Origin of the sequence: Bradyrhizobium sp. 40 (genome assembly GCF_023100925.1) — a bacterium.
Taxonomy (GTDB): domain Bacteria; phylum Pseudomonadota; class Alphaproteobacteria; order Rhizobiales; family Xanthobacteraceae; genus Bradyrhizobium.
In genome coordinates, this window is sequence record NZ_CP064688.1 from 1,862,559 (window position 1) to 1,876,132 (window position 13,574).

Genomic DNA, 13,574 nt, shown 5'->3' on the forward strand with positions numbered 1-13,574 from the left:
ACATCGGCAACGGCGCAAGTTTTTAAGGACAGGAAAAGCCGTCCTAACGAGGCGGCTTTTTCGATACGCCGGCGCGATCCGTCCGAACCGGTGGCACCTCCCCATCCAGCCATTGCTGCTCTTCGGCCAAAGACCGCCACGCCTGTTCCATGCGCCGGTAGCGCTTGTAAGCCGGGCTATCCCTGGAGGGCTCTCCTTCTGCGAGCATGGCGCAGTTATCGGCGTTCTCCTTGTAGATCTCTGATGGCCTCACGGCAGGCTCCTTCCCCACAAAAGTAGTCCCAGGGCCGTAAATTTCGATCACCGGAATTTCTGGAGTTTCCGAAGTGGCGATAACTCAGCAAAAAATCTCCCGCCTGGAGCGGTGGATCACATTGAGGCGAGACCAACCGAACGGTAACTAGCGTTTCGACTTCTTACCCTTCTTCGCAGGCTTTTTTGGTGCCAGCTTCTTCGCAGTTTTCGTTGGCGCGCGTTTAGCTGAATTTTTGGGAGCGTTTTTCTTTGCCGCCTTCTTCGGTGCATTGGCATCTTGCTTGGCAGCCTTCTTAGGACGAGACGCTGTCTTCTTCGCCCTTGCTGCCGCAACTCTCTTGTTGGCTCTCATAGGGGCCGGGCCGCGCCTCTTCCGAGTGAACAGTGGAGCTGGCGTGGCCGCGGCCTGGGTCGGTTCCGGCAAGTAGACCTGTTCGTTAGTAGTTTCCGCAACCGCTTCGGAGTCCGGCCTGAGCGCTTCCGCAGCTGCTGCCGAAGCTGTGTCCACGATCTCTGACACCGCGTCTGAAATCCTATCGACTATCGACCTTTTCTTAGCCAATGGAGCCTCCCTGAGTCGGACGAGAATACCTCATTTGCCTTGGCGGGAGGGGCACCCTTGGCATATGGGCATGATTTTTGGCCTGGGCAAAAGCGTTTCGCACAAGGCGAATGATTTTGAGATTGGTCGGCCACAGCGGCAAAGTGACAAAAACGGTGGTTGGCACCCAGTTGACGCCGTTTAGCCTCTAAGGGGCGAGGCGTCTTCGGTGACTGATGGCCGGCAGCCTGCGGCTGTACCTAATGTCAGCTTACCAACGCACGGCGGAAGCTTTACAACATGAGCTTGATCGGCGGCTTGTGACCCAAAGCAGATGCGCGGCCTGCAAGAAGCCAGTGCTCAGTCACCCGATTTGGCTCGTTCGATGAAGCCCTTTCCGCTAAGAATCCCGGGTTGTCGATTCAGGGGCGAGCGTGAAGCGGGCCTTAATGCATTGCGGACTTGGTGGAACTAGAGCGATACCGAGCCATGTTTTGGCGTAACGCTTGATGGAAGGGTTCCGTCGCCTCCTGAATATAATACCAAACTTGGATTTTATTGAAGTTTGTCGGATACTGTCGTCCAGTACAGTTCGCCGGAGTGACATGAAGTGAATGCTTTGAGCGAGGCCGATCAGCGCATGCGAGAAGTCGATAACGAAAACGACGTGCTTCGCGACCTCCTTTTGAAAGCAGGCGTTCAAGCGAACGCTCACGTCGCTGCCGCAAAGCTACAAACCGTTCTTATCGAGGAACTCCACCATCGCGTAAAGAACATGCTCGCGATTGCATCCGCAATTGCGGCTCAAAGCTTACGGGATGCTTCATCTATTGACGCGGCAGCCAAGACCATCGCCGAGCGGATGAGCGCGCTCGGCGTATCTCACGATCTCTTGATTCAAGAAAGCTGGACCGGGGCGGGTTGCCGAACGCTGATCGAGAACGCGATCAAAGCAGTCAGACCAAAGGCTTCGAGCAATTCACTATTGAGGGCAACAACGTCGCCGTGTCTTCGGGACCTGCAGTCGCCTTGTCTATGGTAATTCACGAGCTAAGCACCAATGCGTTGAAATATGGCGCGCTCTCAGTTGCTGAGGGACGGGTCGCCATCACTTGGTCGATTGACGCGGAAAACCAGCGCTTTCATCTTGAATGGCGTGAACGCGGTGGACCGCGGGTTGTCGAACCAACCAAAAAGAATTTTGGCAGCCGCTTCATTCAGACGGCTTTGCCGGGTCAGCTTAAAGGGGAGGCTCGATTGCTGTTCGAGTCGACCGGAGTCGTTTGCGACATCAACATTCCCCTAAGTTCGCTTCAAGAAACGATTATAGCGGCAGTCGACTAGAGCGTGGTTGGACCGCTCGGCTCGTCCCCAAACGCTCGCAGCGAAACAGCGCCGGTGCAGTCGCCCAGCATCCGGTTGCCCGTGGCGGTGAAACCAGCCGCTCCGATCGAGCCTTCCCCACCTGCGCGCATCCACGGGTCACGCGAACACGGAGCTGGCAGCCAAAGGCCGCATCGTCTTGCCGCGGCGTTGCACCTTGTCGCACACGGCGGCTCTTCTGCTGGACCATCAAGCAACACAATCCCGGTTCCGTCCGGCGGACGCAACAGCCCGCGAGTTGGCCAGAACAGCGGCGCGTCATCTCCATGCGCGCAGGACGACAACCGGCTATGGTGGGCTCGCTGCCCGGCCTGACATCGGCGCCAAGGAGATCAAGTCCTGTGTCCCCTGGAAGCAACCGGCGGATAGGCAGCGTGCGTGTCGGCCTCCAGCTGCTCTACAGCCCGATGCCAGTATTCTTCGGCTCGCCCCTCTTGGCGCCCCTCGAGTGCCCAAAGATGGTAGGCCCGCTCTCGGATGCGCCGTTCTTGATCGGAGTGAGTGCTGGAATCGGACATGTTTTCAACCTCGGATGTTGCGGCGGGCCGTTGCCGATGAGATCTTACGCTTTAGGCCGGCTTGGCAGTTTTTTACTCCTCAATCACCATCTCGAACAGCTTCGCTATCTTGGCTCGCGTCAGATCACCGGAGTTAGAAATGTAGGGCTCGACATCAGGGGCAAAAACGAAAGGGATACCCTTTTTAGTTCCGCTGTCACCGATGCGAGTTACCACGATGTTGCCAAATGCAGTTGAGATGCTGGACGGAAGACCATTGCCGACGGTAAAAGAAACCCCGACTGGACGATGATCGTTGCGCTCAATCTGCGGAGCGAAGGAGAACTGCTCTTCGCCGAAATGATGCTTCAGCTCCTCCAGAAGCGGTATGACTTCGCGCTCCATCGCCTGCTTGCAGCGCTCGATATCGGCGGTTCGCTTGTCTTTGTTTCCTGCGGCGATGATCGCCTGCCTCTCTTTTTCAGAGACCGCTGCGGATAATTTCTTTCGGAATTTCTCAGCCAGCTGCTCGGCGTTCATTCTTGTTCCAATCGACTTCGTCCCCTGATCAATGTCTTTCATAGGACTACGGCTTATCGGCGGCACCAGCGGATCCGGACGCATCGGAGCTGGTAGCGATGCCGCACCGGCCGCTACGTGATTAGCTAGTCCTGCGAACGGGTGCCCGTGTCCATTTGTATGCGGCGGCAAATCAAAGTGTTGAGGAGACGAACGCGCTGCCCGTTGGTTTGGCTTCGTCGCGGTTTGCGGCTTCCTATCTAGGCGGCTGATTGCATGGGGAAGCAAGAGGGGGCAGGAGCGTTGTTGAGTGTCATCGCTCAGTCAGTTGGTATGGTGCGCTCTGGCCATCGTGTATGGCCATCATTATCGTAGCCTGCCGAGCCACAGTGCGGCGAGCGACTGGCGACTGCGCACGGCGAACTTGGCGTAGATCGAATTGACGTGGAAATGCGTGGTGTTCGGACTTTGCGCGAGCTTCTGCGCGATCTGCCTTTCCGTATCCCCGGCGAGCAGTCCGAGCAACACCCGGCGTTCAGCGGGTGTGAGGGGCGCGTTGGCGATGAGCAGTCCGTGACTGAGCAATTGTTGACGGTGAAACCATCTCAAGGCGCGCATCACGAAGCCCAGACGCTGGCCATCCTGTGTCGTAAAGCGGGGTTGCTGGGCATCACGAAACACGAACAGGCGAATCCTCAAATCGTCATTGAGTGCAATGCGCACGGAAATGCTGTCGGCGAAGCCGACATCCAGATAGTGCCGCCGATAGTGCTTGTCCTCAAACCATGCCGGCGGCAGCGTTTCGAACAGCAGCCGGACGCGGAACAGCTCATCGCCCGACATTGACAGGATCTGGGACAGGTCGACGTCGTCGGACCAGAGCGTATCGTACTGCTTCTGCACCGATGCCGCGACCGCCGGTATCGGGTCCAGCACCCTGACGAGGCGCGGACGCCAGCCGAGCAGGGGATCGGCCAGCTTCGGCGAAGGCAATCGCACGACCACGCCCCACAGAACATTGCGTGCCGACAACATGGTCCGCAGGGCCGACATCAGGTAGGCCAGCGCGGCATCACCATCGGCAACCGAGAAGTCGCCCAGTTGATCCCAAAGTGCGTAGACTTCTTTGCTTTGTGGATCGATGGGATCCGTCGCGAGCTGCATGTCATTCCGAGCGTGTGCAGAGTTCTCCGACCTGAGAGGTCGCAGACCCGCTCGGGCATTCATAAAGCACGGCGACCCACCTTTCTAGGTAGTTCTCAGGGCCATCAATGAGCGCGATAGCTTTGGCAGGCAGCCTTGCTGTGCGGGGGCGACTGAGCGCGCCCTCAATAAGGATCCGGAATGTCCACCGTCACCAACATTGCCCAGCTAAACGCCGCCATTGTCGCTGCCGACGGCGTCACCTCGCCCGGCATCGTCACGATCACCCTTGCCAACGACATCAGCCTCGGCGGCAATGTGCTCAAGGGGATCAACCTGCATGACGGCGTCACGCTAGTGATCGAGGGCAGCGGCCACGTTTTGAGCGGCGGGGGCACCCAGCGCGGCTTCTTTGTTTACGCCGGCACGGTCGAGATCAACGATCTTCTCATCACCGACATGCTGGCGCGGGGCGGCAATGGCGGCACCGGCGACACCGGCGGTGGGGGTGGTGGCGGAGCCGGCCTCGGCGCGGGGCTTTTCATCGGCGCCAACGTGCCCGGCAATCCCGGCAGCGTGACGCTGAGCAACGTGAGTTTCTCCCTGAATGCGGCTCATGGAGGGATAGGCTCAACAATGCCATTCCTCGGAGGCGGTACGGGGGGAGGCGGTGGCCTCGGCGGCGACGGCGGCGCCTTGTCCCTTCTGACAGGCGCCAGCGGAGGCGGCGGCATCGGGGGCGACGGCGGCGCTTCCATTCATGTTGAGGGGGGCGCCGGTGGGACAGGCCTGATTCCCGGCGCGGCCAGCGCGGCAAGCGGCGGCTTTGGCGTTGATAGTGAAGCCAACCCCGCGGGAGCGGGCGGCTCGTACGGTGGAGGTGGTGGCGGCGGCGGTGGCGGCCGCGAAATGTACAACCCGATTTATGGCTACGTCACACATCCCGGCAACGGCGGAGGCGGCGGCATTGGTGGCGTCGAAGGCGGCGCCGGAAATTCCACCAATACGCCTGGCGCGCCCGCCCTCATTGCTGGCGGCGCGGGAGGCTACGGAGGCGGCGGCGGCGGCGGTGACTTCGGTGGTGGCGACGGCGGGTTTGGCGGCGGAGGCGGCGCCGCCAACTCCGCTGACCGTCTCGGGACTGGCGCGGGCGAACCCGGATTCGGCGCCGGCGACGGGGGATTTGGCGGCGGCGGCGGAGGACACTTGCTCGCGAACGGCGCGGCCGGTTTTGGTGGCGGCGGTGAAGTCGGCGGGGCCGGGTATGGCGGCGGCGGCCTTGGTGCAGGTGGCGCCATCTTTGTGCAGGAGGGTGCCTCGCTGAGCATCGCCGGCTCGACGGCCATCGGCTTCAATTCGGTCGCGGGAGGCGGCACCAGCAACGCCCCCCTTGAAGTTGAACAAGGCTTCCCTGCCATCCGCCCCAATATTCCGGCGGGCCAGGCCTTCGGCAACGGCATCTATCTGCAAGGCAACAACACGCTGACCTTCAGGCCGAACGGCAGCGGCACCGAGCCGGACGCCCAAGGCAATCCGGTCGCCCTCGGACAATATATCTTCGACGTGATCGGCGACGATGTTGGCTCCGCCGCCGCCGCGACTTATAGCGGTGCGGCGAACTACACGATGGGCCAGACCGGCATCGTCGTGGACGGCACCGGCACTCTTGTGCTTCTGGCAACCAACACCTATTCGGGGGCCACGACCGTCGCGAAGGGAACGCTGGACGTCGAAGGCTCGATCGCGATGTCCTCCGTCATCGTGCAGACCGGCGGCACACTCTCCGGAATCGGTACTACTGGCGCGGTCACGATCCAGAGCGGCGGCTTGTTCGATCCCGGCGCGGACGGCATGCACACCGGCAACCTATCGTTTTCGTCCGGCGCGAGCTGGGCACTTCAGCTCCGTGGCATTGCGGCGGGCACATTCGAGCAGGTTATCGTCAACGGCACCGTCACGCTGAGCGGCGCGACTCTCAATCTGTCGTTGCTCGCCGGCTACACGCCCGCTGCCGGTAACAGCTTTCGCATCATCGATAACGACGGCAGTGCGGATGCGGTCAGGGGCACCTTCGCGGGGCACGCCGAGGGCAGCACGTTCACCTCCGGTGGCGCCAGCTATTCGATCACCTATCAAGGCGGCGACGGCAACGATGTCGTTCTCACGACGCTTTCAACCAACACTTCGCCTGTTGCCGTCGCTGATGCCGGCAGCATTACGGAAGACACTGCACCCAACCCGATCTCCGGCAATGTGCTGACGAACGACAGCGATGCTGACGGCAACGTGCTCTCGGTAGCGAACGCCGGAACGATCGTGCTGGCCCATGGCTCGCTCGTCATTCACGCCGACGGCAGCTACGCCTACACACTGGACAACTCCAATCCGGCCGTCGATACGCTCAATACGGGCCAGACGCTCGTCGACCACTTTACCTACACTGTCAGCGACGGGAACGGCGGCACCAGTGCGGCCAGCCTCGATATCACCATCCACGGCAAGACGAACTCCCTTCCGCCTGATGTCACCGGCACGGTCACGCTTGCTGCGATCACCGAGGACTTCGGCGCGCGGCTGATCACGCAGGCGGAGCTTTTGGAGAATGTCAGCGATGCCGACGGTCCCTCGCTCACCGCGACAGGTCTGGCGATCGCGACCGGCGCGGGCACGCTGGTCGACAATCACGACGGCACCTGGACTTATACATCCGCGCTGAACGATGACACCCAGGTGACGTTCTCCTACGAGGCCACTGATGGCTCGACCGCTGTGGCGGATAGCGCTACGCTCGACATCACGGCGGTTAACGACGCGCCCGGCATCGTCGGCGGGGTCACGCTCGCCGCGGTCGCGGAGGACTCCGGCACGCGGTTGATCACCCAGGCGCAGCTTCTGGGCAACGTCACGGATCCCGAGGGGCAACAGCTCACGGCGAGTGGTCTGGCGATCGCGACCGGCGCGGGTACGCTGGTCGACAATCACGACGGAAGTTGGAGCTACACGCCGGCTGCGAACGACGACAGTTCGGTCTCGTTCTCCTATCAGGTCACCGACGGTACGATATCGGTGGGTGACAGCGCCACGCTGGACATCACGCCGCTGGACGACGGGCCCGTTGTCGCCGGCGCGGTCACGCTTGCCGCAATCGCGGAGGATTCGGGCGCACGGCTGATCACGCAGGCGGAGCTGCTGGGCAACGCGATGGATGTCGACGGGCCGTCGCTGGCAGCAGCCCATCTTGCGATCGCGACCGGTGGCGGCACGCTGGTCGACAATCAGGACGGGACCTGGAGCTATACGCCCGCGCCGAATGACGACCATTCCGTCTCGTTTTCCTATGAGGTCACCGACGGCACGCTGTTGGTGGCCGCCGGCGCCACGCTCGACATCACGCCCGTCAACGATGCGCCGGTCGTCGGCGGCGCGGTCATTTTTGCAGCGATCGCCGAGGATTCCGGGGCGCGGCTGATCACGCAGGCGCAGCTCCTGGGCAACGTCACCGATGCCGACGGGCCATCGCTGACGGCGGCCGGTTTTGCGATCGCCACCGGCTCGGGCTCGCTCGTCGACAACCACAACGGGACCTGGAGCTATATGCCGGGATTGAACGATGACAGTTCGGTCGCGTTCTCCTGGCGAGTCACCGACGGCACGACTTCGGTTGCTGATACCGGCACGCTCGACATCACGCCGCTCAACGACGCGCCCGTCAACACCACGCCGGCGTCGCAATCCATCCTGCCGAACAGAGATGTCGCCATCACCGGCCTCGCAGTCGGGGACGTCGATTCCACAGCTCTGAGCACGACGCTTCACGTCGAGCACGGCACGCTGATCATCGGGGCGGTCGGCGGCGGCGCCACTGTCGCGGGCAGCGGCTCGTCCACTCTGACGCTGACCGGCAGCGCAGCGCAGATCGACGCCGTGCTCGGCACCGCCAATAATTTGTTCTATCACAGCACGTTCGATTTCAGCGGCACCGACCACCTCACCATGACCACCAATGATGGCGCGCTCAGCGATGTCGACGTGCTGAACCTCAGCGTCTTCCAGCAGGTCCAAGCGCAGACCTTCGGCGACATCACCCGGCCTGCGATCACGCTGGATACCACCGGCCACATCATTCTGGACCAGCCTGCGATCGACTTCGCATCCGTCTACGGCATGAAGGGTCTTTATGTCGGACTGCCGTCATCGACGCCGTTTCCACCGGTCTTCGCGCCCGATTTTCATCTGTGATGCGAGGCGCATCCACTAAAACGGCGGCTGTGCTCTTCGGGGGACAGTCAGGGAGATCAAATACCGCTACCCCTCACAAAGGAATTTGGAGAACGTGAAGTGAAAAAAGTCCTGAGCGCTGTCGCCCTTCTGACCGTGGGTCTCGTTCTTCCCGCCGCTGCGGCGGATCTTCCGGCCCGCTACGCCAAGGCACCTGCGATGATGCCTGTGATGTACGATTGGAGCGGCTTCTACATCGGTGTCAATGGCGGCGGTGCCTCAAGCCACAGCTGCTGGGACTTTACCACCACGGCCGGCGCGTTCGTGGCGGCCGAAGGTTGCCATAACGCCACTGGCGGCGTCGCCGGCGGCCAGGCCGGCTTTCGCTGGCAGAGCTCGAGCTTCGTCTTCGGCCTCGAAGCCCAAGGCGACTGGGCCAACCTCCGCGGCTCCAATGCGAGCCTGATCGCGGCGCCTTTCACCAACGTCTCGCGCATCGACGCCATCGGCCTGTTCACCGGCCAGGTCGGCTGGGCCTGGAACAGCGTGCTGCTCTACGCAAAGGGCGGTGCTGCGATCGTGGCCGATCGTTTCCACGTCGAGACTACCGCGGGCAGCGTGCTCGCCGCGACCGCGAGCAACGACACCCGCTGGGGCGCCACTGCAGGTGCCGGCATTGAATTCGGCTTCGCACCGAACTGGTCGGTCGCCGCCGAATACAATCATCTGTTCATGAAGGATCGCCTGGTGAGCTTCGCCAACGTTCCCGGCGGCGGGCTTTTCGGCACCGACCGCATTCGGCAGGACGTGGATATGGGCACAGTCCGCGTAAACTATCGCTTCGGCGGCCCGATCATCGCCAAGTACTGATAGGCCCCGCTGATAACGCAGCTCATCAAGCCCCGGCGTCGTCCGGGGCTTTTCTTTGTCGCCGGGATCCGAGGGATCGATGTGGCGCGATGATCCCGGATGTCGCTTTGTGGCGCGTTCCAGACCAGCTGCCTCGGCTCGACTGCGTCCGCTGTTCGGGGCGGACCGGAAGCGACAGATAGAGGTCTGCACCGACGCGATTGACCCAAAGCGGGCGTTTACGGCCGCCAGCTACTGAGCTTCAACGTATCGAATGATGCTCTGGTTCTGGACGTTCGCGACCAATTCATCCGTGCGGGACAAAAGCCGACGCAGCAACGGGAGTCTTTCTCCCGGGCACTACGTTCGCGAGTTCGCCCACGTTCCTTCTCTCGAAAACACGGGCGGAAACTAAGCTCCCTTTACACTGGGTACAGCGCAGCCTCGCGACGAGGTTAATGAGCTGCTTTGTGCAAAAGTGAACTCAACGGAGTGAAGGAATTGGCGCTCCTCGCATTTTACGGCCGAGGCTGAACAATTGAGCCCAGCCGGAGTCATTTAGAGCAAGGAGGAAATGGAGGGATCCATGGATGAAAGGAAAAAGCTCGAGCATCAGATAGCACTGGCTACTCGGACAGCCGCATACACCTCGGACGAGAACACCGCCAGGAGGCTGCGGCAGTTTGCTGATCAGCTGGGGCGCAAGCTTTCACCCTCTTCTTCCCGGCGCGCTCAAATCACGGCACGCGCCTATCAGCTTTGGGAACGGGCCGGACGCCCCTCGGGGCGAGATTTGGATTTCTGGACCGAGGCGGAGCGGGAGTTCAGCCAGTGCGACTCTGGGGGCCAATATTAGGGGACTGGCGCTCCGCGCGATCTCCTCGGAAAAAACTATCCAGCGCAAGTTGTGTGCACTATCAGACCGTCAGCGGAAACGGACCATCGATCTCATTGAGCGCACTGAAACCGACTAGTGCTGCTCACCCATGAAGAATTTGTGGCAATGCTAGGCTTGGACGAGCTAGGCAAGCCGGTCTTTCAACGCTCCATCCTGATCACTAGCAACCCTTTGCCGCCAGGATGACCACGGGCCGATTCTCACACTCCATGCGGAGTGGCAATTTTGACCGAGGCGAAATCCGTGCTCGACGTGACGCGCGAGGTGAAGGGCGCCCAAGGAGCCCCCTAATCGCCGCCTCGAGACTGAGTGTCCGAGGCGGCGTAGTGGGCCTCAGTATTTGAACTGCGGCATAGCCTTCAATTGGTCCTTGGTCGCGTTGTAGACGACGTGGTCCGGATACCAATTTTCGTTGGCTGCACGCACGGGCCGGTTGGAGCGGTTCACTTCTCCAGTCGCGGCACCGGCATTGTTGACGCCAACCGTCGGTTTGTCGGCAGGCGGCGTGGTCGTCGACGTGCGAACGGGCTCGTTGACCCACTTCAGCTTGTCATAGGGCACAGCAACATAATGCTCGCCCATACCGAGGAATCCACCAACACCCAGGATGACGTTCGCAGTCTTGCCCGACTTGTCGAGAATGACCTCGTTGATGTCGCCGATCTTCTCGTTGGCTTCGTTGTAGACGTTGACGCCGACGAGCTTGGAAGCCCGCCATTCGCCTTCCTTGTGCGACGAGGCGGCACTATCAGCGGCGGTCTTGGTCGAGGCAGTTTGGGCCGATGCCGAGCACGTGAACAAGGCCGTGGTGAGCAAGGCGGCGACGAGATACTTAGACATGCGTCCTTCTCCGTTTGCAAATAGTGGGCGTACTTAGCGCAGCAGCATAATGAGAATGATCAGCGGGATCGGGATTCCGACGAGCCAAAGCAGAATCGGCATGATATCTCTCCTTTCGTTTGCGATGGGTTAGCGATTGGTTGCAGGCGCATACGCCTTCTTGCCCCAAGTGCCGTCGCGAAGCCCGCCGCCTTCAGTGGCAGCCAGCGATGCGCAGAAGGCGCCGATAAACAGGGAAAGCGTTAGCCAGATCGCAATCTGCATGGCGGCCTTCCTTGCCGCGTCGAGATCAGTTTTCACCTGAGTGACGACGTCGTTGACGCGCTTCTCGGCGTCCGCCTGGCTTAATCCGGTTCGCGCAGACACGACCTTAGCAACGTAGGTGCGGTCGGCGGGACTGACATCGTTGTCTTTGTGGAACCTGTTGGTGAACAGGCGGACCATCTCACCACGCGAGTCGCCAGTCTGCTGGCCCTGGGAGGACGGGTTATCCGAGCGCAGGAGCGTGTCGACGTAGCCGCTCATCGGCGAATTCTGTGCAGCGTTCGCGGCGCCCTGCGTCGCGCCAGCAAGCGTTCCGCCTAGCAATGTGGTTGCCGGAGCAGCGAGCAACACAGCGCCGAGAACCGAGGCGGCCGCCCAAGCCAAAAAGCCATGCGCCGTATCCCGGAAGTGCACCTCGGTGGTCTGCACGCCGACCCACTTCGTGCGGAGACGGCCGGCAAGATAACCACCTACGGCGGACGAGATCATCGCCATGACGATGAAATATAGACCAGTTCCGATCTTGAAAGTCGTCGCGGACACACCCGAATTGCCCCAGGGCGACACCACAGAGAAACCCATGCCTGCGCCAAAGGATAGAAGCACGAGCGTAAGGGCGAGAGACGCAACGGCCCCGGCCAGGACGGCAGCCCAGGAAACCCCGGCCACCGACGGTTCAACCACCCCGACCTGTGCGTCTTCTCGAAAAGCTTGTGCCATTTGTTTCTCCCAGCAGCTGTTACCCTGCTTAGAAGATGCCCAAATGGAACAAAGGTTCCATGCATTCATGCGCCCACAACGACGTTTTGAGTCTTAGAGGAGGCCCACCCGGAGCCTTAACGATTGCTATCCAGCGACGGGGACTTGGCAGCCGAGAACACTTGAGAACACGCTGAGCCGTATCGGTTGCGTCCCTCGGTACGTCGGTGATCTTGGTCGAGACCTCATGCGCGCGCTGCGCCGCCTGCTGCGCGCTCGGAAGAATTCCTGCGTAGCGGCACCTTGCTCTCTACGGCCGCGGTAATGGCGGACGAGATTTCCAAAGCCGCTCGCTCATGCCGCTCATCTACGGGATCGCGGCGACCGACTCATCTATCGCTCCGCTTTGACCTCCGATGCCACGACGGCAAAGCCGTTCCGGCATCGCCTAGACGTGCCGGCTCTTTCCGCCCCCTGGATCGTCATCTGAGCAGTTGAAGCTAAGGTCCGCTGTGGGGTCACAAGCGGTCCTCCGCCGGCTACGCGCGGCAGGTCAGCTACGGGCCATAAGCGGTCGTCGTATGGCCGGTCAACCGGATAGCAACCATAAGGAAGTGGAGGCGAGCGACTCCATTCAGACAAGCATAGATTGCATCCCCGCCCCACGATAAGCTCGGCCGCTATTCTGAAAGGTGCAAAGCATGCTACCCGCAGATTACGTCTTTGGCATTGCCGTTGCGGTGGTCGTCGCGTCCAACTTTTATCTAGGCCCTCGGATCGCACGCGAGCGCGTTGCAATGCAATGGAGCCCCAGCGGCGAGCCAACATGGTACGCTCCAAAATGGTTGGCCATGTGGGGTATGATTATCTTCATGGCGGCCACTCGGCTCTTCATTTGGTTGGCTTCAACATATGCACCGCAGCATGTGCACGGTGCCGAGTTAGGAATAGCTATTTTCTCAATGATCGCCGCTGGCTCTCACCTATTTGTTTTGATGAAGGCGAGATCGAGCGGCTAACCGGCTGCGCAAGTCAGCTTCGGGTCAAAAGCAGCGATAGACGCGATGGAAACCGCAGTGAAACACCCCAATCCCAGAAGGCACCGATCAATTCGAGGTCTCCACTGGAGTCCGGATCGCGCGGGCATTATATGGATGCTGTTGTCAGCAATTATCGCTGTCGCCATCTTTGCGGCAGTTGTGGTTTATTATCCTTTCCTGCCGCAGCGGAACGCCAGTGCGGGCTTTGGACCCGACTGGGATTGCACACCTCACCCCCGCGGCGAACCCACTTGCATCAAGAAGATCGGTCGATAAATCAGCCTACCGATGGTAGTCTCACAGCATGACCGGCTCGGCATCACCGCCACAGGAATTGCCAAAACCGCTTACTAGCGATGCATCTGCTCTGGCACCGCCCATCGTGAACGGCCTAACGGTCCGACCGCGCAAGCAAACCAATCCCTGGT

At 61.0% G+C, this 13,574-nt stretch carries 9 protein-coding genes; 5 read left to right on the forward strand and 4 right to left on the reverse strand.

Going from position 1 to position 13,574, the window contains the following annotated elements; translation table 11 throughout:
- Positions 1-1,406 precede the first annotated feature (1,406 nt).
- A complete protein-coding gene (locus IVB40_RS08880) occupies positions 1,407-1,838 on the forward strand; it encodes an HWE histidine kinase domain-containing protein (RefSeq protein ID WP_247818633.1) in 432 nt (143 codons plus the stop codon).
- Positions 1,826-2,140, forward strand: coding sequence for a hypothetical protein (locus IVB40_RS08885; protein WP_247818634.1), 315 nt, complete (start codon positions 1,826-1,828; stop codon positions 2,138-2,140). The genes IVB40_RS08880 and IVB40_RS08885 overlap by 13 nt, the downstream gene beginning before the upstream one ends.
- A 629-nt stretch (positions 2,141-2,769) precedes the next feature.
- On the opposite strand, the gene IVB40_RS08890 is transcribed toward IVB40_RS08885, so the two are convergent.
- Both IVB40_RS08890 and IVB40_RS08895 read right to left on the reverse strand, forming a co-directional pair.
- Positions 2,770-3,216: a hypothetical protein gene (locus IVB40_RS08890; protein ID WP_247818635.1), complete on the reverse strand. Its 447-nt coding sequence runs from the start codon at positions 3,214-3,216 to the stop codon at positions 2,770-2,772.
- Positions 3,217-3,561: 345 nt separating this feature from the next.
- On the reverse strand, positions 3,562-4,359 hold the full coding sequence (locus tag IVB40_RS08895) for a helix-turn-helix transcriptional regulator (protein WP_247818636.1): 798 nt from the start codon (positions 4,357-4,359) through the stop codon (positions 3,562-3,564).
- A gap of 180 nt (positions 4,360-4,539) precedes the next feature.
- Here IVB40_RS08895 and IVB40_RS08900 point away from each other — a divergent pair, with 180 nt between their 5' ends.
- From IVB40_RS08900 to IVB40_RS08910, 3 genes are all read left to right on the forward strand, one after another.
- The gene (locus IVB40_RS08900) at positions 4,540-8,577 is read left to right on the forward strand and encodes a cadherin-like domain-containing protein (RefSeq protein ID WP_247818637.1); all 4,038 of its coding nucleotides are present in this window, start codon (positions 4,540-4,542) and stop codon (positions 8,575-8,577) included.
- 99 nt (positions 8,578-8,676) lie between these two features.
- Entirely contained in the window at positions 8,677-9,426 is a 750-nt protein-coding gene (locus tag IVB40_RS08905) for an outer membrane beta-barrel protein (protein ID WP_247818638.1), read from the forward strand.
- Positions 9,427-9,991: 565 nt separating this feature from the next.
- Entirely contained in the window at positions 9,992-10,261 is a 270-nt protein-coding gene (locus IVB40_RS08910) for a DUF2934 domain-containing protein (protein WP_247818639.1), read from the forward strand.
- 375 nt (positions 10,262-10,636) lie between these two features.
- On the opposite strand, the gene IVB40_RS08915 is transcribed toward IVB40_RS08910, so the two are convergent.
- Both IVB40_RS08915 and IVB40_RS08920 read right to left on the reverse strand, forming a co-directional pair.
- Positions 10,637-11,143 (reverse strand): PRC-barrel domain-containing protein, encoded by a 507-nt coding sequence (locus IVB40_RS08915; RefSeq protein ID WP_247360144.1) that lies wholly within the window; start codon positions 11,141-11,143, stop codon positions 10,637-10,639.
- A 129-nt stretch (positions 11,144-11,272) separates the two neighbouring features.
- On the reverse strand, positions 11,273-12,127 hold the full coding sequence (locus IVB40_RS08920) for a hypothetical protein (protein WP_247818640.1): 855 nt from the start codon (positions 12,125-12,127) through the stop codon (positions 11,273-11,275).
- Between the last annotated feature and the right edge of the window lie 1,447 nt (positions 12,128-13,574).

Coding starts and splice junctions, on each gene's coding strand:
- IVB40_RS08910 (WP_247818639.1), top strand. CDS start 9,992: ATGGATGAAAGGAAAAAGCTCGAGCATCAGATAGCACTGGCTACTCGG.
- IVB40_RS08920 (WP_247818640.1), bottom strand. CDS start 12,127: ATGGCACAAGCTTTTCGAGAAGACGCACAGGTCGGGGTGGTTGAACCG.
- IVB40_RS08915 (WP_247360144.1), bottom strand. CDS start 11,143: ATGTCTAAGTATCTCGTCGCCGCCTTGCTCACCACGGCCTTGTTCACG.
- IVB40_RS08895 (WP_247818636.1), bottom strand. CDS start 4,359: ATGCAGCTCGCGACGGATCCCATCGATCCACAAAGCAAAGAAGTCTAC.
- IVB40_RS08900 (WP_247818637.1), top strand. CDS start 4,540: ATGTCCACCGTCACCAACATTGCCCAGCTAAACGCCGCCATTGTCGCT.
- IVB40_RS08890 (WP_247818635.1), bottom strand. CDS start 3,216: ATGAACGCCGAGCAGCTGGCTGAGAAATTCCGAAAGAAATTATCCGCA.